The sequence below is a fragment of the Dehalococcoides sp. UCH007 genome (assembly GCF_001010485.1).
GTDB lineage: Bacteria > Chloroflexota > Dehalococcoidia > Dehalococcoidales > Dehalococcoidaceae > Dehalococcoides > Dehalococcoides mccartyi_A.
Genome location: NZ_AP014722.1, coordinates 163,057 through 184,679, shown reverse-complemented (window position 1 = coordinate 184,679; position 21,623 = coordinate 163,057). Strand labels below are relative to the sequence as shown.

Here is a 21,623-nt window from a genome sequence, read left to right as displayed (position 1 = left end):
TAGTCGGGTATTATTCTTCAGTCGGTTTTAATTTCCCGGGTTAGAGCTGATGTATTGACCAATGGCTGTGTGTGAATACCAAATAATAGATACCTAAATCGTGTGTTCCCTTTTACATACTCATGTTTATCGACGTTCAAGTATTCGTGCCATTTACATTCGTAAGTATGTCTAAGATTAATCGGTGTCTCTCTCTTTCTAATAGTGCCCTTCCCTGCATTTAATCCCCAATTTAGTGTTCCTGAAATCTTCCTACCTTCGGTTATCCTAAATTCATCGCATACCGTAGATTCATTTCTTGATGGGCTCCAGTAAGAGCTATCGTTGGTAAGGAATATAGCGTAACCTAACGAATTTGGTTTATCGGTGAGATATCTCTCAAGCCGTTGGACATCTTTTAAGAAATCGTACCGGCCTTGATCTTGCGCTCCTTGGTTTTTCAACAGGAATAATTCCCCATCAATAGGTGCAAAAAACGGTGCAGTCTTGTACTTTATTTCGATAGCAATTTCTCTTTTACCATTGAACAGCAAGATGTCTAAATCCTCATCTTTTTCTTGCTCTGGAGATATTGGGTATTCTAGTCGAGTTTTTAAGTTACTATTTTCTAGGTGAAACTGCCATGCAAGAGAATGTTGGAAATCTGCCTCCGAGTGAAACACCGGGCGTAATCGGCTAAGTTTATCCATTATTTGTTCTATCATTGTCATTCTCTAACTCCCCGAATGTAGTATGAGAGGCAATTACGTTTTAACTATCTAGTAAAAAGGCTTTTATTTCGGCCATGCCAGTAGTATAATGCAATCACTAATGTTAATACAAGGATATTAGCTTATGATAACTAACGGGACCGACAGGCAAGATTTTGCAAGTCAAATCACCGATATACTAGAAAAAGAACCAGGACTCAGTATAAAGGAATTGGCTGTTAGATTGAAGACCAACCGGCAGTACATGGCCGGAGTTCTAAAAGTGTTAGAAGAACGAGAAGATGTATATTGTCGTAAGGTCGGTCCAGCTCGTATTTACTTCAATAACCCCAAAGATAAAGTAAAAAGAAACCGAAATAAATAAACTATTTAGAATCTATATTTTAGGAGGCAAAGGTTGAAGACTTATCATATTTTTATAAGTCATTCGTGGTCTTACTCTGATGCCTATGAAAAACTAAAGAAATTATTAGACAATTATCCATCCTTTTTTTACATTGATTATTCGATACCTCAGGATGATCCTGTGCATACATCTGGAACTGACAGAGAGCTATACGAGGCAATCCTTAATAAAATGCGCCCCTGCAATGCGATATTGATAATGGCGGGAGTATATTCCACTTACAGCAAGTGGATTAACAAAGAAATCCAAGCAGCCAAAAAGGGGTTTTTGAATCCTAAGCCAATGGTTGGGGTGAAACCTTGGGCACAAACAAATGTATCATCAGTCGTTTCTGAAAATGTCGATGTTCTAGTAGGTTGGAACACTGAGTCAATTATTAACGCCATAAAAGAATTGTCGATCTAAGAGATCAAGGTACTGAATGGAGGGAAAGACATGGAGCGTCCCATATGTTTTGTCTTGATGCCGTTCGGCAAGAAACGTAATGGTTCACGACACATGATTGATTTTGACGCAGTTTATAACAATTTGATAGCGCCTGCAATAAATGAAGCAGAATTACAGCCCTTACGTGCTGACGAGGAGTTAGTTGGTGGAATAATACACAAACCAATGTTTGAGCGTCTTATTTTGTGTGAGTATGCGGTTGCCGACCTAACAACGGCAAACGCTAATGTTTTTTATGAGCTAGGTGTACGTCACGGATTAAGGCCATGGAGCACGGTATTGATTTTTGCAGAAGGCAGTCGGCTCCCTTTTGATGTAGCTCCAGTTCGAGGATTACCTTATCAACTAAAAGATGGGCAACCATCTAACGTCGATGAGAATAAGCGGCAGCTTGTGACACGATTACACGAAGCGAGAGGTGCTCGTGCGGATAGTCCTGTGTTCCAGTTAGTATCCGATTTAAATCCTCCTGACATAAGCCGCTTAAAAACTGATGTTTTTCGTGATAGTGTTGACTATTCGGTCAAAATGAAAAATAAACTTGCTGTAGCCAGAAAACAAGGCAAAAAAGAAGTCCAGAATATTGAAAAAGATATTGGTTTGATTAGCAATGTTGAGGCAGGTATCGTAGTAGATTTGTTTCTGTCATATAGAGCGGTGGAAGATTGGGAAAGCATGATCTCACTAGTCGAAAAAATGTCACCCCCGCTTGCCGCAACCGTAATGATTCGTGAACAATTGGCCCTTGCATTGAACAGAGCAGGGAAAGATGAAAATGCACAGAATATCCTAGAAGCTTTGTTAACCGAACGAGGTCCTAGTAGCGAAACATACGGGCTATTAGGCCGGATTTACAAAGACCGATGGGAAAAAGCCGTTAAAGATGGTAATAACCTGGTAGCAAAAGGATTATTAGATAAAGCGATTGATGCTTACCATCAAGGTTTTGAAGCAGATTGGCGTGATGCATATCCGGGGATAAATGCAGTAACTCTTATGGAGATTCGCGAACCTCCAGACGATCGCAGATTTCAACTGTTGCCAGTTGTGCAATATTCAGTCGAAAGACGGATTGCCCAAGGAAAGCCAGACTATTGGGATTATGCTACGCGTATGGAATTAGCTATATTAAGTGATAATCAAGAAGGGGCAACGAAGTCCTTATGTGATGCTTTGGCATCCGTTCGTGAAATTTGGGAGCCAAAAACAACAGCACGTAATGTAGGACTAATTAGAGAAGCTCGTGAGCGAAGAGGTGAAATCCAGCCTTGGCTTAAAGAAATAGAAGAAAGTCTCATTAAATGTGCCGAGAAAAAGTAGATTGAATTGGGTATTCGTCACTGTAAGACTAAGGGGTGGTAGGTAATCGAGGACTTAAATTATGGTGGAAAGTGAAAACTTGGATACAAACAAAAAGTTAGGCCTTGACTTCAGAAAGTCAGCCTTAACTGTGAGTGGGGTTTCACTACCTCTCCCCTGTTTTTTCCCATCGATTTCATCTGTAAAAACTAATCTAAATTTATTGGAATATCTTAGAGTCCTGAGCGCAGTAAGACACCCGTTATTTTTGCTTTCGGCTTACGATTTGCACAATAGTAGTAAACGAGAAACCAAGATTGTTAAAAATATTCTCAAAGAGTCAGTTCAATCCGGGATAGCAGTGCTGATAGACAGCGGAAATTATGAGAGCTATTGGATTAGGGATCCTTCTTGGAGGAGGCAAAAATATTGGTCGTGTTTAAAATCTTGCGATTATGGTTTAGCTTTTCATTTCGATAAAAGGATCCAATCCATCCGAAATAGGACGGTAAATGATCTAGCGGATGAAATAGAAAATGGTGTTGTTAAAGACCAGTCTAAAGCCAGCAAGGGTACGGTGATACCAATTATTCATGCACAAAGTGAGAGATTGCCAGAAGTCTCTGCCATCGTGGCTAAAAGGCTCAATCCAATGATGGTAGCCGTACCCGAAAGGGAATTGGGGGACGGTATAATCGCACGAGCAATTACCATTGCCAAAATAAGGAAAACTTTAAATGAACAGGGCTTATATTACCCTCTCCATTTGTTAGGTACGGGTAATCCTTTATCAATCTTGCTATATTCTATGTTCGGTGCGGACAGTTTTGATGGTCTTGAATGGTGTCAAACAACCGTAAATTACGAGAACGCCCTACTCTATCATTTCCATCAGCGAGATTTGTTTGGCAAGCAAGGGGAATTCGATTCTCTTGACATACCGTACACTCAAATAACCCTGGCTCATAATTTGAGGTTCTATAGGGTCTGGATGAGTACCATACAGGATTGCCTCAGTTCAGGGAAAATGGATGATTTAGTGCAGCGATATTTTAAACAGGAAATACTAGTAATTCTTAAGGAAAGAATGGCGAAGGTGTAATATGGTGGATAAATTAGTTTCCCAACAACTTGAACGTACCGCTCTGAAAGTTTATCAAGCTATCGATAAGAATAAACAGGGGAAGGATATCCAGGAAAGTGAAGAGTGTTTATGGTACGAGCTGGTTTCATGCATCCTCGGTAGTAAGGTCCCATTCGAACAAGCCCAATCAGCTACAAATCACCTGATCAATAATAATTTATTAGATATAAACGATTGCCGTCAGGATGGATTACAATTTGAGGGCCGTATAGTTGAATCTTTAACTCAACCGATACCATTGGTCGTTGGTGCATCCAATAGCTATTTCAAATATCGATATCCTAGATTAAGAGCCAGCCATATTAGAAGAAGCGCTGAATCCATTTATGCTGATAATTGCTCTATTAAGTGGATTTTGAACTCTACACGAGATCCGAGTGAAATGCGTATTAAAATCATGCAATCTTCAGTTGGGATCGGGCCCAAACAATCAAGTTTATTTTTACGTAATATAGGATTCACAGACAGACTAGCAATTTTAGATGTTCATGTTCTGCGCTATATGTTTTTAGTAGGCATAATCAACGTTAAAACGCAAGCTGTTTCTACTCTTACTAAATATCAAGAAATCGAAGGATATTTGCGGTCATACGCTAACAAATTAGGCACCAACCTTGCGTATTTTGATACTGCGATTTGGGTCACAATGAGAGTTTTCCAGCGAGAGGTAGTGTTATGAGTATGGTTACTCTTGTTTCAGGTGGTTTAGATTCAACGTTGATGTCCATATTGGCCAAAGAGGAAGGAATCACACTTTTTCCGTTGTTTATTGATTATGGACAACTTTGCATTGAGCGTGAGTGGGAAGCATGTATTTATGTTCATAAACAATTCGGTTTACCTTCACCGATAAGAATGGATCTCGCTGGTTATGGCAAAACAATACCATCCGGTCTTACGAGTAAATCCCTACGAGTTAATGAAGATGCTTTTTTGCCTGGGCGGAATTTATTATTTTTATTAGCAGCTTGTTCCTATGCATATTCTAAGAATGCAAATGCGGTTGCTATAGGATTACTTTCAGAAGAAACTCACATATTCCCTGACCAAACTAAAGATTTTGTTGAAAAAGCCCAAAGCACAATAAATGTAGCCTTAGAGCGTGATATCCGAATAATTACTCCCCTTATGAATTTGAATAAGCACGACGTATTAGCTATGGCGAAAAAGAAGGGAATCGAGGGGACTTATTCTTGCCATTCGGGCACTCTACCTACTTGCGGATCATGTATCGCTTGCAGGCAATATATTGACTGAGTTACCAAGGAGGATATAAAGATGGGAGGCTCTAGTGGTAGAAGCCGCAATCTTGGGAATGATGAATTAAGAGCGTTGGAAGAGGTGGCTAAAACCTCGATAAGGGAGGGAGCACAGCCACAAAAACGGAATGTATTTATCAGCTTTGTAGAAGAAGATTTGAATGAAGTAAACCTTCTACGCGGACAGGCGAAGAATGATAACTCAAATCTGGAGTTTAACGATTGGTCACTTAAAGAGCCTTTCGATAGTAATAATGCTGAGTATATCAAAAGGGGTATTAGGGAACGTTTAAGACAATGTTCCGTGACAATTTGTTATATTACCGAAAATACCGCGAAAAGCAAATGGGTAGATTGGGAAATCAGGGAGAGCGTAAAACTTGGTAAAGGTGTGGTTGTAATGCATAAAGGAGACACTCCCCCAAAGAATTTACCGCCGTCTATTAAAGAGTTGGGTATCAAGCCGATACCCTGGGATCAGAAGGAGATTAGTAAAGCAGTAGAGAAAGCAGCGCAGTAAATCAAAAGTAATGCTTTTTATTTTATAGATATAATTGGAGACTCAGTAATGGCGATAAAGAAATCTGAATTATATAGTTCCATCTGGAAGAGCTGTGATGAGCTTCGCGGTGGTATGGATGCCTCGCAGTATAAAGACTACGTTCTGGTTCTACTTTTCATCAAATACATCTCGGATAAGTATGCCGGCGTTCCGTATGCCCAGATAACAGTACCCAAAGGCTCAAGCTTCAAGGATATGGTTGCTTTAAAGGGCAAACCAGCCATAGGCGATGATATAAACAAGAAAATCATTGGACCTATCGCTGAAGCTAATCAGCTCTCCGAGATGCCGGACTTCAACAATCCGGATAAACTCGGCAGCGGTAAGGATATGGTCGACCGCCTTTCTAACCTAATCACTATCTTCGAAAACCCCGCTCTTGACTTCAGCAAGAACCGAGCTGAGGGTGATGATATCCTGGGAGATGCCTATGAGTACCTGATGCGTCTTTTCGCTACGGAAAGCGGTAAGAGCAAAGGGAATTTTTATACGCCGGCAGAAGTCAGCCGTATCATGGCGAAAATCATCGGCGTAAAAGCAAACGCGCTTCCTTCCACAACGGTTTATGACCCCACCTGCGGTTCCGGTTCATTGCTATTGAAAGTTGCAGATGAAACTGAAAATGGCTTGACTATCTATGGTCAGGAAATGGACGTGGCCACCGCCGGTTTGGCGAGAATGAACATGGTAATCCATAGAAACGCTACTGCCGAGATAGCCAAAGGAAAAAGTACACTTTCCAATCCAGAATGGCTGGATGATGGCAAACTTCGGAGATTTGATTTCGTGGTAGCGAATCCTCCCTTCTCCTATAAGTCCTGGACCAATGGCTTTGCAGTTCAAGCCGGGACGGTATCGGATCCATACGGCCGATTCACGAGCTTTGGCGTACCGCCAAAGAAGAATGGCGATTATGCTTTCTTGTTACACATCATCGGGTCGCTGAAGAGTAAAGGCAAGGGTACGATTATTCTACCTCATGGAGTCCTTTTCCGCGGTAACGCTGAAGCAGAAATCAGGGAAAATATTATCCTTCGGGGGTATATCAAGGGCATTATCGGGTTGCCTCCGAATCTATTTTATGGAACAGGTATTCCTGCCTGCATAATCGTACTGGACAAGGAAAATGCCGAAAACCGCAAGGGCATTTTTATGATTGACGCTTCCAAAGGCTTTGTTAAAGACGGTAATAAGAACCGGCTCCGCGAACAGGATATCCATAAGATTGTAGATGTTTTCAATAAGCAAACCCAGATAGAAAAATACAGCCGCATGGTTTCATTTGCTGAAATTGAGAAGAACGAGTTTAATCTCAACATCCCGAGGTATATCGATAGTCAAGAATCGGATGATATTCAGGATATCGAAGCCCATCTATTGGGCGATATTCCAAACGCTGATGTCGAAGCTTTAAAAGAATATTGGGATGTGTGTCCATCTCTTAAAAAGACATTGTTCAGCCAGGGTAAAAGGCCAAATTACAGTAAGCTGGCTATTGAACGTGAAAAGATAAAGACAGCTATTTACTCGCACCAGGAGTTCATTGCCTTTGCTGAAAAAGCGCAGAGTTCATTTATGAACTGGAGAGTTAAAAACAACCCTAAGTTGAAAGCTATTGCCGTAGGCGATAAACCGAAAAAACTCATCCCTGTACTGGCGGAGGACTTGCTCCAGGCATTTTCCGGCTTAAGCTTGATTGACAAATACGATGTTTACCAGCATCTATTGACCTACTGGATGGAAACGATGCAGGATGACGTGTATGAACTGGTGGCTGACGGTTGGGAAGCCGGCAGGGAAATAGATAAAGACCCGAAGAAGAAAAACGTTTGGGAAGGGCGTCTTATTCCCAAGAAACTATTGATTAGCCGCTACTTCGATGCAGAACAAAAAGCTATTGAAAAGCTGGAAACTGACCGCGATCAAATCACCAGGCAGATGGAAGAAATGGTTGAGGAGCATGGTGGGGAAGATGGCTTGTTGAGCGAAGTAATTAACGACAAGGGGAAAGTTGTTAAAGCCGACCTCCAGAAACGTATCAAGGACATTAAAGATGATCCGGATTCTGCCGATGAGCTTAAGATGTTGAAAGAGTTTCTCAAGCTTCTAGAACAGGAAACCGAGAGTAATAGAAAAATTAAAGAAGCACAAGCAGCGCTGGAAAAGAAACTGCTGGAGAAATGCAAGGTTCTGACCATTGATGAAATTAAGACACTGGTTGTGGAAGATAAATGGCTTACCAAGCTTGCGCAGGATGTACAATCTGAAATCCAAAGGGTAAGCCAGCTGTTGACCGGGCGCATTACCGAGCTAGCGGAGCGATATGAAAACACCTTACCGCTATTGAATACACAGGTGGCAGACTTGGAGCAAAAAGTGAATTCTCACCTGTCTAAAATGGGATTCACATGGAAATAAAAGCAGGTTATAAGCAGACAGAAATCGGTGGAATCCCTTCTGATTGGGATGTTAAGGCTCTTGGAGAAATTGGTGAACCAACGATTGGATTAACCTATAAGCCTGAAGATGTCAGAGAATATGGATTGTTAGTTTTACGGTCTTCAAACATTGGAGATAACGGCCTAAAATTCGACGATAACGTTTTTGTAGACGTCAAGGTGCAAGATAAATTATATACAAAGCCGGGAGACATCTTAGTATGTGTCAGGAACGGAAGCCGCCCTTTGATCGGTAAAAGTGCGTTAATTGATGAGGATTCTGCAGGATACACATTTGGTGCTTTCATGTCGGTGTATCGTACCGATGATTCGAGTTTCATCTTTCACTTATTTAACTCAAATATTATTAAACGGCAAATCCAACGTAATATTGGCGCAACCATTAACCAAATAACTAACAAAGATATTAGGTCCTTTTTGGTTCCTTTCCCAATTACGAAGGATGAGCGAATCGCCATCGCTGAAGCCTTGTCTGATGCTGATGACCTCATTGCTAACACGGAAAAGTTAATCGCCAAGAAGAAAGACCTCAAGCAGGGTGCAATGCAGCTACTTCTCTCCGGCAAGAAAAGGCTGGCGGGGTTCAGTGGGGAGTGGGAAACGAAGACTATCGGCGATATATTTTCAATCAGTGGAGGAATATCAGCTTCAAGAGACAAGCTCTCTGATGAGGGTTATTGTTATTTGCATTACGGCGATATACATGGCTCAAACAAGAGTTATATTGATGTAGGAGAAGAGTATTTAAAAATTCCTAAATTAAAAGTCAATATAAAATCTATAAACCCAAAATCTCTCCTGAATGACGGAGACGTTGTGTTTGTTGATGCTTCAGAAGATGATGAGGGAGCCAGTAAACATCTTGTGATTAAGAATCAAAATAAAATCCCTTATATTTCTGGATTACATACCATTGTATTAAAAAGCAAAGATGATTCTTTGGTAAATCTGTACAAACGATATTGTTTTAAAACTAATAACGTAAAGAGGCAATTTAAGTTTTATGCAGTTGGTACAAAAGTAACCGGAATAAGTAAAACCAACATTGCCAATGTTCAATTATTGCTACCTCCTACTAAGGAAGAGCAATCATTAGTTGCTCAAGCCCTAAGCGATCTGGACAACGAGATAGAGGGATTAGAGGGTAAGATTGCAAAGTATAAATTGATTAAGCAGGGCATGGCACAGGAACTATTAACAGGTAAGAAAAGGCTGGTATAGGTTATGGCTACGAAAAATTACTTTAGAATCATGCTGGGAAGAAAAAGCCGTTATGCCGAAGTCTGCCAAAAAGGTAATTTTATCGGCGCTGATTTTGAGATTAACCTCGACTTAACGGAAAAGCTGCCGGACGATTGGAGGCTCTTCAACCGAGAATTTATACCAATTTACCTGAAGGACCATCCAGATAAAACAAAGGTTTCTGCCGGTCTGGCCTGTGGGGCTTTATGGACTGTTGCCAAAGGCATCAAGAATGGGGATATCGTGTTGTGCCCCAATGGCTCGGGTAGCTATATGGTAGGTGAGGTTGTTGAGAATTACAGTTATCATTCTGGCGATGTTCTCCCTCATCGTAGAGTTGTTCGCTGGTATCCAAACTTGATTGAAAGAACTGCTATGAGTAAAGCCCTGCAGTATTCTACCGGTTCGATTGGCACAGTTAGTACCATTACAAAATTTGCTGAAGAGATTGAAAAACTGATTTCTGGGAATGTACCCCCTACGATAATAGCAACTGATGATACCATTGAGGATCCTTCAACATTCGCACTTGAGGAGCACCTTGAAGAATTCCTTATTCAGAACTGGAAGCAAACCGAGTTTGGTAAGAAATATAATATTTACGAAGAGGATGGCGAGCTCGTTGGCCAGCAATACCCGAGCGATACGGGCCCGATTGATATTCTGGCAATCAGCAAGGATAAAAAGGAATTATTGGTTGTTGAATTGAAAAAAGGTAGAGCCAGCGACCATGTGGTTGGCCAAGTTCAAAGATATATGGGGTACGTACAGCAAGAATTAGCTGAAGAGAGTCAAACAGTAAAGGGTGTTATTGTTGCCTTGGAAGACGATATCAGGATAAGAAGAGCGTTGTCGGTTGCCCCGAATATCGAGTTTTACAGGTATCAGGTGAGTTTTAAACTGTATAAAAGTGATATGAATGGCACAGGGAAGAAGAAATGAGGATACTAGATAAAAACGGAAACCAATATACACTTCCTAGTGTCCTGAACCCGTTTCAAGAGGAGATGTATTTACACCTCATCGATTGGAAATGGGATCATGTCACTAAAGAAGAAGGTTTTTATAATCATTTGGGAAGAAAGATACCTTATGATGCTATCCTTCCCGAATCCGTAAAGAAAGATTATCCGGTTATTTACCCGGAAGTTGTTGATGCACTGAAAAAACATCATGAAAAATTCTACTTCAAATTACACCAGCATTTTAATCATATGGCGAGCTCGCAAGCAGCGAACGCTAACCTCTTCCTACCTGTGCTTTTACACCCGAGGGCAAATGACGTATTGAGACTAATAAAGCCGGACGATTTCCACGAACTGGCGGCTGGAGAATTGGATCATGGATTTCAAATTGAGTTTTGGGGACCAAGAGAAGGGGCTGGGTTATTAGGTGACCATACTAAACTCTATGGTACGGATTCTGATATCGCTATTGCTTATTTCAATAAAAAGCACGAATTATGCTTATGGTTGATCGAACACAAACTGACGGAACAAGAATTCACCGAATGTCACGGTTTTACGAGTAATGGGAGAAAGCCTCAACATAATTGTTCTAAGAACTTTTCAGAGATATTGGGGAACAAGAGCTACTGTTATTACCACGATATCCGCCATTTCAGATATTGGGATATCACTGAACGGCATCAAGCCTTTTTCCCCAACCATAATAAATATGGTCAATGTCCTTTCCGAGGTGGTACAAATCAACTTTGGCGGAATCAACTGCTGGCTCTCAGCCTGGAAGAACAAGCGCAGCCATATAAACATGTTTATTTTTCTGTAGTACGGCACCCGTTAAATATTTACCTGGATAACACGATAAACGACTACAAGAACTTGATTGCAGATAATCCGAAGTTTTCAGTGTTCACGTCGAAAAACGTCATCAAAGCGGCAGAGAGCTTAGGTGATGCGAAACTCAATAAGTGGGCAACCTGGTATAGAGAATTATATAACCTGCAAAATCCATCTATTTAAGTTCAAATAATGAGGGGCTAAGATGAGCGAAGTCGGAGATATTGAAAAAATTACCCAGGATCGAGTGGTCCAGCTTTTCAGTGAACAACTGGGATATACCTATCTGGGTAATTGGGAAACTCGCCCTAATAACAGCAATATTGAGGAGCCTATTCTGCGTATGTATCTGAAGGAAAAGCGGGGTTACTCCGATATTCTGATCAATAAAGCCATTTATGAACTCTCCGTGGCGGCAAAAGACTTAAGTGATGGACTATACGCAGCCAATAAAAAGGTGCATGACTTGCTCCGTTATGGAGTGAAAGTTAAGGCGGAAGCCGGAGATAATTTTGAGACGGTGCATCTGATTGACTGGAAGCACCCATTAAAAAACGAATTTGCCATCGCAGAGGAAGTTACCATCAGCGGCCAGCATGACAAGCGACCGGACATAGTGTTATTTGTTAATGGTATTGCCCTTGGTGTTCTGGAATTGAAACGCAGCATCATATCCATTGGTGATGGCATCCGTCAGAACATCGTCAACCAGCAGAAAGAGTTTATCCAGTCATTTTTCAGCACAATACAATGGGTTTTTGCCGGCAATGACACCCAGGGATTGCGTTACGGCACGATCGGCACGCCCGAAAAATATTTTCTACAGTGGAAAGAGGATAGTGATGTTACAAACCTGCTCGACAAGTACCTGTTGAAATTATGCGAGAAGCAACGCTTCCTTGAAATAATCTATGATTTCACTCTGTTTGACGGTGGCATCAAAAAGCTTTGTCGTACGCACCAGTATTTTGGCGTGAAAGCTGCCCAGGAGCACGTAAAAAGAATTGAAGGCGGTATTATCTGGCATACCCAGGGCAGCGGCAAAAGCCTGGTTATGGTGTGGTTGGCAAAATGGATATTGGAAAATAATCCTCATGCACGCGTGGTCGTTGTCACTGACCGCGATGAACTGGATAAGCAGATAGAGAGAGTCTTCAAAGACGCTGGTGAACAGATGGTGCGGACTACCTCCGGTAAGGATTTAATGGAGCAACTGGGAAAAGCAAAGCCACGCATGCTCTGTTCACTGGTCCACAAATTTGGCCGAAAAGACGTGGACAACTTCAATGAATTCATTAAGGAACTGGAAGACAATCCCGCCCAGACTGTAGGTGAATTGTTCATTTTCGTGGATGAGTGTCACCGTACCCAATCAGGCAAACTTCACAGAGTCATGAAAGCCCTACTCAAGACTGCCGTATTCATCGGCTTCACGGGTACACCATTACTGAAGCAAGACAAGCAAACAAGCCTGGAGGTTTTCGGCAAATATATCCACACTTATAAGTTTAATGAAGGGGTTGAAGACGGCGTAGTGCTGGACCTGGTATATGAAGCTCGGGATATCGATCAGAAATTGACTTCTATACAAAAAATTGACGAATGGTTCGAAGCAAAAACTAAAGGCTTAAATGATTTTCAAAAATCGGAACTAAAGAGACAATGGGGAACGATGCAAAAAGTACTGAGTTCTCGCTCTCGCTTGGAGAAAGTGGTAAGCGATATTATTTTTGATTTCAATGTGAAGCCTCGTTTGAGCTCCGGTTTAGGTAATGCAATTTTGGTAGCTTCCAGTATCTATGAAGCTTGTCGGTATTTTGAGCTGTTTCAAAAAACAGAACTGAAGGACAAGTGTGCTATTGTGACCTCGTATAATCCTGCGCCCAAGGACATCACAACAGAAGACACTGGCGCCGGAACAGAAACCGAGAGGGAATTCATCTATAACCTTTACAAAGCATTGCTTGGCACCAAATCCACGGAAAAATACGAAGACGAAGCAAAGGCAAAGTTCATAAAAGAACCGGCCAATATGAAACTGCTGGTTGTTGTGGATAAACTACTGGTAGGATTTGACGCACCCCCCTGTTCCTATCTATACATCGATAAAAGCATGCAGGATCATGCACTATTTCAAGCTATTTGCCGGGTCAACCGGTTGGATAGCGAAGACAAACAATTTGGTTATATCGTTGATTACAAAGACCTGTTTAAAAAGGTGGAAAATGCAGTTGCGGTTTACACTTCTGAACTGGACTATGATACCTTCGGACAAGAAGAAGTCGACGTATTACTAAAGGATAGGCTGGAAAAGGGCAAGGAGCGTCTGGATAAAGCCCTTGAGGAAATAGCCCTACTATGTGAGCCGGTGGAACCGCCTAGAGACCAGATGGCCTATATACGATACTTCTGTGGTAATCCGGAAAATGAGGACGAACTGAAGAGTACCGAAACCAGAAGGACTTTTCTCTACAAAGATACGGTGGCTTTGATTCGGGCTTATGCCAACATTGCGGCTGAGTTAGAAGAGGCAGGGTACTCTCAAGCGGAGATCGCCGATATTAAGAAGAAAGTGGACTTCTATCTCAATCTTAGAGAGGAAATCAAGAATGCCTCCGGCGAGACCCTGGATATGAAAACCTATGAAGCCGATATGCGGCACTTAATTGATACCTATATTCAAGCTGAGATTCCGCGGACCATATCGCCGTTCGCTAACATGTCGCTGCTGGATATTATTGTTAATTCCGGGATTGCTGCCGCTATTACCAGTTTACCGCCAGGAATAAAAAATAATAAAGAAGCTGTGGCAGAGGCAATAATCAACAATGTCCGGAAGAAGATCATCAAAGAGCACTTGATTGATCCGGCGTATTTTGAAGAAATGTCTAAGCTACTGGATGAGATCATAAAAGAGCGCAAAGCTAATGCTATAAGCTACGAGGAATATCTGAGAAAAATCGCTGATTTATCTAAAAAGGTAACCCAAACCACCAGGGACGATTTACCTGCTGGAATACAAACAGCCGCGCAAAGAGCTTTGTTTAACAACACGGGTAAAAACGAAGCATTAGCCATCAAACTAGATATGGCAGTTAAAAAGGTTAAGAAAGCTGATTGGCGTGGCAATACTCCAAAAGAAAATGAGATCAAACACGCTCTCAATGAGATCCTCAAAGACCAAACCGAAGTAGAAAGACTGTTTGCGATTATTAAACAACAAAGCGAGTATTGAAGTGCCTCACATAACCCTTGGTGACTTAAAAATCGACGTTACTTATAAAGACATTAAGAACGTACATCTAAGCGTTTACCCACCATCCGGGAAAGTACGTATCTCCGCTCCATTGCGTCTAGATTTGGATACAATACGAATATACGCCATCTCAAAACTCGGTTGGATAAGAAAGCAACAAACCAAACTTAATGAGCAAGCAAGAGAGCCAGCCCGGGATTATATAAACCGTGAGAGTCATTATTACTTGGGTAAAAGATATCTGCTGGAAATTCTAGATATTGAAGCGGCTCCTAAGATTACCCTTAAACATAGCGTTATTGAAATGCAGATTCGTCCCGATACCTCAACGGAAAAAAGAGAGACTATACTTGACGAATGGTATCGTCAGAGAATGAAGGAGATCGTTCCAGCGTATATTCATACGTGGGAAAGAACGTTGAATGTCAATGTTCGGGATTTTGGGATCAAGAAAATGAAAACCAAATGGGGTAGCTGCAATCGCAAAGCGGGGAGAATCTGGCTTAATTTGGAACTCGCTAAGAAGCCCAGGTCCTGTATCGAATATGTTGTGGTGCATGAGATGGTTCATTTACTGGAAAGAAAACATGGAGAAAAATTTACTTTCCACATGGATAACTTCCTCCCCATGTGGAAATCGCTTAAAGAAGAATTGAACCGTAGCCCTCTCAGTCACCAGGAATGGGACTATTAACTAGTTTGGGAACAAAAAAAAGGGGCCGGATTACATCCGACCCCATAAGATATACCTCCTAACTTTATTTAGAATTCAAACAACGCTGGCCTTTCTACTTTATTCTTGGCTACCTCCTCTTCTTTCTGCTGGCGTCTTTCCGCCCGTTCTAGCTCCTGTCTGGCTGTAGTACGCCGGAGATAGAGCCATTCTTTAAGTCGGTTCAAATCTGCCATCTGTTGTTCTGTGAGAGAATCAATCTTGATATCCTTTGGCATTTCACCCTTACGCCATCGAGTATAGGTTTTACCCGCGACGTAAAGATAAATCTGGCTCCAGTCGCTATCTATTGGCACCGTCAGTGAAGCAGTATTGAGATAAGCACAGACTTCGGCATCGGTACCAGTTGGTTGCTCTCCCTTTGAGGTTTTCATATTCTCAGTCAACCTCTCCAAGGTGATGGCGTTCTTTAGCCATTCGGGAAGACTATCTCCCCAGCCACCTGGGTAAACAATGATAGGATCGGTTAACGTACCTACTAGGTCGTCTATCATCGAGTTGATATTTTTAGACAAAGTTTTCCTCCTTAATATTTGTATTTCGTGGATACAGGTCTAGTATTCGTCGGGGAATAGGATGGTGGTTGAGCTCCGGTCGGCCTCGGTGATTATCCAGATGGTGGCCACGCTGTTTTGGGGAAAGCGGTCATCGTTGTAGGCCGATAGCAGGCGAGTGTCCTGCCTCAATGCCTGGTCATTGGTCTGTTTATCCTCGTCATCCACATCACCCCAGTCACCCTTTACGTGGCGATTGAGGGACTTCTGGATGAAGTGTGCAAAGTCGATGTTCTCACACGCTAGGTCGAAAACGCCTCTTGAAGCGACAATCTGACCAGTATTGAAAGCGGCATTGATTACGAATAGTGTATTCATTATTTTTCTCCTTTTTAGGGTATAGTTACCCCTTCAATAATTGAGATTTTGACTTCTAGTCCTTGAATCTGGTTATGTGCAGGCAGGCATAGTGTGACCTGAAGTTGTCAATCGGGCTTTGCCAGAAACCGTTATGGAAATCCAGCAGATAATGCCAGTATCCCTGATATTCCTGCTCACGCACCGCTACGAGGTAGTCGGTGAATATCCTGACGGCTGCCGATTTACTCCCCCAGAGCACAATGACCCCGGGGATATAGTTCTGGTCGCTCTTTAGCCTGATAGGATGCCATTCCAGTTGAAGCCGTTGGAGCTTAAGGTTATCCAGCCAGAAGTGGCGTCCGCCGGCATCGTAAGAGCCGATGCAGATGTCCTTCCCTTCTAACTTTTCCAGTATCTCCATCAGGCGATTGACGGCTTCCCGCCGTTTCTTGCGAAGTGGTATCTGGACAGCTTTCCGTCCCAGCTTAACTGTAGTAGTCGGCTCTGGTTCGGCAAGCTTTACTCCGCCAAACAAGTCCATCTGACCTGTTGCCATATTTCTTACTCCTTTCTGTTCAGATTTTGGGCATAGTAACCCCTTCAATTACTGGTCTCGCAAGCTCTATCAGCTCACCAGACTTAGCTGTCTGCCGCTGTTCGCCTTCTGCCGTTCCGAATCTATCGTCCCACTGGGTATAGACTCACGGACAGAGGTTATCGCTGCGCGGACATTACCCGAATAAGGCTGCTGGTTCCAGGACATTACCCCGCCAGTAATCCGTTCGATTTCACTGATAAGGCGTACCAGGTGCTGGTCGATGTAGCCCGGCAGATTGGGGATTTTTCTGGCCTCGGCAGCTACAAGCTTCGCCTGCTCCATCGGCTCGATGGCTTGATTTACGTATTCCTCGACCATATCCATAGCCTCGCTTACCATCAGCGCATTCCATTTGATAGGCATAGGTTGACCTCCTTTTTTCAGTTTTTTGGGCATAGGTACCCCTGCAAGAATGGGTAGGAGTGGGATGGTCTAGCTCTTGAAAGCCATATTGATGGCTTCCTTGACGACATCAGACCAGCACTCCAGTCCCCATTCCACGCCTTTCTTGACCTGTGCGAGTATGTCATCGGTTATCGCTTCTTCAGGGATACCCATCTCCCTGGCGCAATCAATGACATCTACCTTGCTGAGGACAAAAATAGTGTCCGTATCCGCCATAGTCGGCTTCCTCCTTTCTGTATGAATTACGAGTGAACACCTGGGAGCGCCTACTCTCTTTGGTTGTGGTTCGTACTGTGCAACTGTCCCTGAGGACTTCCAAAAGTACGCAACCGCCGGTGCTGTCCCTGCCATCGAGGGCTTACGTCTATCGAGGTCTGCCTCTGCCATCGGGCATCGGTGCTCCCTGCCCTGTTTGCCACAAAAAAAGGGGTATCCGTTCCCACGCATTGGGGAAACGAATACCCCTAAAAAAGCAAAAAAGCGGGGTCTCCCCCGCTTTCCTGCGTTGGCTGTTTTGTGAGTTCAAGCGTTCAGTTCAGGCTTTATGCTACGGCGACTGGTTCTTTTGCCTTGCGTTTTGCCTTGTGCTTCGGCTTATCCGCTTTAGTGATTGCTTCGGCTTCGGCTACAGCGTTGGCTTTCTCGGCTTCACTTACCATCTCGGCTTCTGGCTCGGTTGGTTCGGTGTCCTCGGCGGGTTCGGTTTCTACCTTGACTGGCTCGGCGGTCTGTGCCTCACTTTTTGGCGTCTGGCTTTCACCAGCAAACATCGGCATTACCACAAGCTCATAGTCTGGAGAGGTAAAGAGCATTGGAGACTGGCTATTGACCAGCTTAAGCTCTACCATCCCGCCACAAGCTCTTAAGGCGTCAGCAAGGTAACTGCCATCCAATCTTATCTTGCCTTCGCCCTGTGTATCGGCGGGTATCTCTGCCATTCCCTTATCATCGGGACTGGACATTGTGAGCTTGCCATTGCCGATTGTGAGGTCTATCGGGTATGCCTTGCTATCGGACAGGACTTTGAGTGAGCTTACCGCCCTGATTGCCTCGTTAGTATCAAAACTAACAAAGGTATTGAAGTCGGCGGGTATGAGCTTCTCGTATTCGGGAAAGTTCCCATCAGCCCCCCGCCATTTATAGCGGATTAGCTCCGTGTCCAGCACTAGGCTCATTCCGTCAAGGCTTTCCCCGCTTTTCTCAAAGCCTACCCTCACCCTGTATGCCCTTCGCAGGGCACTGATTACACCCCTTAGCTCATCCCGATTTATCAGGACTTGCCCCTCATCGCCGTCAAAATCCAGCTTCACCATCGCAAGCCTGTAACCATCGGCGCTTACCATCGTGAGCTTGCCGTCTGCTACCTTGAAGAGGACACACTGTAAGACAGGTCTGTTATCCTCTTTAGCGGTAAACGGCACGACCCTTGATAGTGCTTCCGATAGCTCCAGTGCTCCGAGGTTAGGCTTGACGGTATTTGAAGGGCTTACCCTGACATCGCAGAGTGTTAGAGGTGTTTTCTCACCTACCCAAGCCATATCGTCAAGGTAACTGGTATTAGCTCCGCAAACCACCTTCAGTCTTTTATCGGCAACCCGCAACCCGCTGGCATCGCCGTTAGACGAGGGAACGACTTTAACGACATTACTCCCGCCCAATGACTTAATGTAGGTAAGAAAGCCTTTACGCCCTATCGTGAAGTCCATAAGCACTACCCTTTCGGCTAGTGCCCTTGATAGAGCGTTTACCAGTATCGCCTTGTGAGCACAAAAGCCCTCACCTGAACGCTTGCCCTCAATATTCAATTGTTCTATTTGAACACCCCCTATTGACTATCCGACAGTGGGCAAGGCTATCGGCTTCGTCTAGTAGTAAGCTACCGATAATCCGCAACTCGCTGGCATTATCGGTGCTCCCACTATATATATTGGTAAGAAGGTGTCCAACGTCTACATTGCCAGTAAAGTATTTTGCTCCCGTTTTCTAAATCTCCAGAGGTATTGTCTATCCGTCTTGCCCAGAGTATCGCCGTTCCTCATCTTATGGGCTATCTGGAGTAACCTGTTCGGGCAACTGAGAAGGAAAGTTCGGGCGTCAAGCCAAGCTCCAACATCAATCGCCTTGTCATCGGCTATCGTGTCCCCAAGTTCGGTTACGTTCCCTTCATTATCAGTTATCGGTTTTGACAGGCTTTCTATCTTGATAGCTTTTTGGCACTGACGGTATAAGTCCTCTGAACGGCATTTTTGCCTTTGCTTCTGGCTACAGCTTCCGCAATCAAGCCCATTGGTGAGCCTGTATTGCTTCCGCCAGTAGAGAGCTACCACACAGCTTGCAACACGGCACATCATCGCTTCACTGAACGGCTTATCGCCGTCTCTAGCCCTCGCCATTGCCAGTTCCAGTATGATACTATGTCTGATGTCCCCCCTATCCTGTGCAGGCACTTTGTGTTCAAACCTTTGGGCGGTGCGAAACCATTGTGCCCATTCGCCGTTAAGTCGGTCATAGGATAGGGGATTGTCATCTTGCGGACAGCATAAAGTTGTTACCACGCTTAAACCCCCTTTTCATTCGGGCAAGCGTTCAGGTCAAGGTCTTTGTCCTCTGTATTCTGTTGTTAATGTGCTTCGTGTTTTGTGTCTGTTTAGCTTCATTTTCCAACAAAAATACATAAGGTAAAATTTCAAGAACTAGCTGTTTTATCGCCCCTCCCCCCGGAAGCGAGAGCAGTTGAATAATCAAGCTTTTTATGCAATAATATCCCCCTAGGGGGGATATTATGAGTAAGAAACACACTCACAAGCAAACTAGATCTGTTATTAATCGTCTTTCAAGAATTGAAGGGCATATCCGAGCTATCAAATCTATGCTTGAGGAAGAGCGACCCTGTCCTGAGATACTGATTCAATTAGCAGCTGTTAAGTCAGCGATTACTAAAGCCTCCAGGTTGGTCCTTGAAGATCACATGGAATCCTGTCTGTATCAAGCAACCAAGGCAAACGCTCCGGAAAAGGAATGGGAGAATTTAAAAGAAGCTCTTGGTAAATATGTAATGTGAGTAAGGCGGAAAAATGTTTAATCCAACATACATTGGCGTAATATTATTGGGTCTTTTACACGGCTTTGAGCCAGGGCATGGTTGGCCGGTTGCTGTACTGTACGCGATGAAAAGAAAGAATCCTGTCTTTAGTGCTACTGTCAGTTCGTTAGTCATTGGACTAGGTCATCTTGTGTCGTCGATAGCGGTCGTTGTCGCGTACGTTTTGCTACAAAAGTGGTTAAACTTTGACGCACCATGGTTAAAATATGTCGCTGCAGGTCTGTTGTTAATTTTAGCTGTCAGGTTATACATGGAAAAGTTCGACGATCTTAAAAATCAGCACGGTCATACTCATCCGGATGCTACAGAAATCGAACATGAACACGAACATGAGCACCCGGGACAAGCTCCGCATACCCATAAGCATAAGCATGGACCAGCAGTTGTGCTGAGTCTCTTAGGATTAGCTTCGTTTGCTTTTATTCTTGGTTTTGCTCATGAAGAAGAAATTGCCTTACTCGCTTTAGTAGCAAGTGGGCTTAACGCATGGGTACTTATGATGTCCTACGCAGTATCAGTTTTGATCGGGCTTATGGTAGTAACTATACTTGGCGTAAAAATTTATAAAATGTTCCAGCCTAAACTCGCACGATTTGAAAAATACGTACCGAAGATTAGTGCTGCAATTCTCGTTATAATGGCTATCTTGATAATTTTATTGTAGAAAGCGATCTATGGCTCTGAAAGAAGTCTCCAAGAGTCCCGTTTACTCAAAAGGTGACATCAATGGGCGGTACTGTCCAGTAGACGGGACTCGAATATTTGAGTTAGCCTTCAGTCTATGACCCGTGGCTGATTAGAATCTCATGTAGACCAAGTTCGTTAAGATTGACGTGCATGTTGAAAAGATGCAATAATATATTAGCGACTACGCAGATGTTAAGAGGTTAATTATGATGGTAAAGGCTGAAGACAAGTGCGAGGTATGGGCGGTTGACGAAGAAAAGGTGTTAAAGGCGAAAAAGGGACTACCACCCGATGAGGCATTTACCGTTCTGTCTGAGACTTTCGGAGCTTTAGCAGATTCTAACCGGGCTAAAATCCTGCATTCCTTGCTGAATCAGGAACTCTGTGTATGCGATATCGCCTGTGTCGTTGGGATCTCTGAATCGGCTATATCCCAGCACCTTCGAATACTACGAACGCTCCGTCTGGTCAAGCAACGGAAACAAGGCCGGATGATGTACTATTCGCTGAACGATAACCATATCCGCCAACTTTTAGAAATATGCCTGGAACACACGAAGCATCCTTAGTGTGTTTTATCTCCCTTACCGATTTATAAGATAAGTCTTGAACAAGGTTATTAAGTATAGGTTGTCTCGTAGGTAAGTAATGCAGGGGAAT

General features: G+C 43.3%; 24 protein-coding genes. 16 read left to right on the top strand and 8 right to left on the bottom strand.

What is annotated here, in order from left to right:
- Positions 1–17: 17 nt before the first annotated feature.
- On the bottom strand, positions 18–710 hold the full coding sequence (locus UCH007_RS01010) for a hypothetical protein (protein WP_052753392.1): 693 nt from the start codon (positions 708–710) through the stop codon (positions 18–20).
- Positions 711–834: 124 nt separating this feature from the next.
- Between UCH007_RS01010 and UCH007_RS01005 the strand changes: the two genes are divergently transcribed.
- From UCH007_RS01005 to UCH007_RS00945, 13 genes are all read left to right on the top strand, one after another.
- Entirely contained in the window at positions 835–1,074 is a 240-nt protein-coding gene (locus UCH007_RS01005; protein ID WP_046960815.1) for a MarR family transcriptional regulator, read from the top strand.
- A 33-nt stretch (positions 1,075–1,107) separates the two neighbouring features.
- Entirely contained in the window at positions 1,108–1,521 is a 414-nt protein-coding gene (locus tag UCH007_RS01000; protein WP_046960814.1) for a TIR domain-containing protein, read from the top strand.
- A 30-nt stretch (positions 1,522–1,551) separates the two neighbouring features.
- A complete protein-coding gene (locus tag UCH007_RS00995; RefSeq protein ID WP_046960813.1) occupies positions 1,552–2,883 on the top strand; it encodes a TRAFs-binding domain-containing protein in 1,332 nt (443 codons plus the stop codon).
- 61 nt (positions 2,884–2,944) lie between these two features.
- Positions 2,945–3,964: a hypothetical protein gene (locus UCH007_RS00990; RefSeq protein WP_046960812.1), complete on the top strand. Its 1,020-nt coding sequence runs from the start codon at positions 2,945–2,947 to the stop codon at positions 3,962–3,964.
- 1 nt (position 3,965) lies between these two features.
- On the top strand, positions 3,966–4,685 hold the full coding sequence (locus tag UCH007_RS00985) for an 8-oxoguanine DNA glycosylase (RefSeq protein WP_046960811.1): 720 nt from the start codon (positions 3,966–3,968) through the stop codon (positions 4,683–4,685).
- Positions 4,682–5,263 carry a 7-cyano-7-deazaguanine synthase gene (locus tag UCH007_RS00980; protein ID WP_046960810.1) on the top strand — a complete coding sequence of 194 codons (582 nt, stop codon included), beginning with the start codon at positions 4,682–4,684 and terminating at the stop codon, positions 5,261–5,263. The genes UCH007_RS00985 and UCH007_RS00980 overlap by 4 nt, the downstream gene beginning before the upstream one ends.
- Positions 5,264–5,284: 21 nt before the next feature.
- Complete coding sequence (locus tag UCH007_RS00975; RefSeq protein WP_046960809.1) at positions 5,285–5,785, top strand: TIR domain-containing protein; 501 nt, start codon at positions 5,285–5,287, stop codon at positions 5,783–5,785.
- 48 nt (positions 5,786–5,833) lie between these two features.
- Positions 5,834–8,245 carry a type I restriction-modification system subunit M gene (locus UCH007_RS00970; RefSeq protein WP_046960808.1) on the top strand — a complete coding sequence of 804 codons (2,412 nt, stop codon included), beginning with the start codon at positions 5,834–5,836 and terminating at the stop codon, positions 8,243–8,245.
- Complete coding sequence (locus tag UCH007_RS00965; RefSeq protein ID WP_052753391.1) at positions 8,236–9,507, top strand: restriction endonuclease subunit S; 1,272 nt, start codon at positions 8,236–8,238, stop codon at positions 9,505–9,507. The genes UCH007_RS00970 and UCH007_RS00965 overlap by 10 nt, the downstream gene beginning before the upstream one ends.
- A gap of 3 nt (positions 9,508–9,510) precedes the next feature.
- Positions 9,511–10,470 (top strand): endonuclease NucS domain-containing protein, encoded by a 960-nt coding sequence (locus tag UCH007_RS00960; RefSeq protein WP_046960807.1) that lies wholly within the window; start codon positions 9,511–9,513, stop codon positions 10,468–10,470.
- On the top strand, positions 10,467–11,510 hold the full coding sequence (locus UCH007_RS00955) for a PGN_0703 family putative restriction endonuclease (protein ID WP_052753390.1): 1,044 nt from the start codon (positions 10,467–10,469) through the stop codon (positions 11,508–11,510). Before UCH007_RS00960 ends, UCH007_RS00955 begins: the two co-directional genes overlap by 4 nt.
- Before the next feature lie 22 nt (positions 11,511–11,532).
- Positions 11,533–14,562 carry a type I restriction endonuclease subunit R gene (locus UCH007_RS00950; protein ID WP_046960806.1) on the top strand — a complete coding sequence of 1,010 codons (3,030 nt, stop codon included), beginning with the start codon at positions 11,533–11,535 and terminating at the stop codon, positions 14,560–14,562.
- A 1-nt stretch (position 14,563) separates the two neighbouring features.
- Positions 14,564–15,277 carry a M48 family metallopeptidase gene (locus UCH007_RS00945; protein ID WP_046960805.1) on the top strand — a complete coding sequence of 238 codons (714 nt, stop codon included), beginning with the start codon at positions 14,564–14,566 and terminating at the stop codon, positions 15,275–15,277.
- A 68-nt stretch (positions 15,278–15,345) separates the two neighbouring features.
- Here UCH007_RS00945 and UCH007_RS00940 read toward each other — a convergent pair whose 3' ends face one another.
- From UCH007_RS00940 to UCH007_RS00910, 7 genes are all read right to left on the bottom strand, one after another.
- On the bottom strand, positions 15,346–15,831 hold the full coding sequence (locus tag UCH007_RS00940; RefSeq protein WP_046960804.1) for a hypothetical protein: 486 nt from the start codon (positions 15,829–15,831) through the stop codon (positions 15,346–15,348).
- A gap of 39 nt (positions 15,832–15,870) precedes the next feature.
- On the bottom strand, positions 15,871–16,188 hold the full coding sequence (locus UCH007_RS00935) for a hypothetical protein (protein WP_046960803.1): 318 nt from the start codon (positions 16,186–16,188) through the stop codon (positions 15,871–15,873).
- A 55-nt stretch (positions 16,189–16,243) separates the two neighbouring features.
- Entirely contained in the window at positions 16,244–16,726 is a 483-nt protein-coding gene (locus UCH007_RS00930; protein WP_046960802.1) for a hypothetical protein, read from the bottom strand.
- Positions 16,727–16,795: 69 nt separating this feature from the next.
- Positions 16,796–17,131, bottom strand: a complete 336-nt coding sequence (locus UCH007_RS00925; protein WP_046961513.1) for a hypothetical protein — start codon at positions 17,129–17,131, stop codon at positions 16,796–16,798.
- 69 nt (positions 17,132–17,200) lie between these two features.
- Positions 17,201–17,389, bottom strand: coding sequence for a hypothetical protein (locus UCH007_RS00920; protein ID WP_046961512.1), 189 nt, complete (start codon positions 17,387–17,389; stop codon positions 17,201–17,203).
- Between the two features lie 326 nt (positions 17,390–17,715).
- The gene (locus tag UCH007_RS00915) at positions 17,716–18,879 is read right to left on the bottom strand and encodes a DNA polymerase III subunit beta (RefSeq protein WP_231854711.1); all 1,164 of its coding nucleotides are present in this window, start codon (positions 18,877–18,879) and stop codon (positions 17,716–17,718) included.
- Between the two features lie 243 nt (positions 18,880–19,122).
- Positions 19,123–19,728 carry a hypothetical protein gene (locus UCH007_RS00910; protein WP_046960800.1) on the bottom strand — a complete coding sequence of 202 codons (606 nt, stop codon included), beginning with the start codon at positions 19,726–19,728 and terminating at the stop codon, positions 19,123–19,125.
- A gap of 227 nt (positions 19,729–19,955) precedes the next feature.
- On the opposite strand from UCH007_RS00910, the gene UCH007_RS00905 reads away from it, so the two are divergent.
- From UCH007_RS00905 to UCH007_RS00895, 3 genes are all read left to right on the top strand, one after another.
- Positions 19,956–20,234, top strand: a complete 279-nt coding sequence (locus UCH007_RS00905) for a metal-sensing transcriptional repressor (protein WP_046960799.1) — start codon at positions 19,956–19,958, stop codon at positions 20,232–20,234.
- A 13-nt stretch (positions 20,235–20,247) separates the two neighbouring features.
- Entirely contained in the window at positions 20,248–20,940 is a 693-nt protein-coding gene (locus tag UCH007_RS00900; protein ID WP_046960798.1) for a HoxN/HupN/NixA family nickel/cobalt transporter, read from the top strand.
- Positions 20,941–21,169: 229 nt separating this feature from the next.
- A complete protein-coding gene (locus UCH007_RS00895; RefSeq protein ID WP_046960797.1) occupies positions 21,170–21,532 on the top strand; it encodes an ArsR/SmtB family transcription factor in 363 nt (120 codons plus the stop codon).
- Positions 21,533–21,623 lie beyond the last annotated feature (91 nt).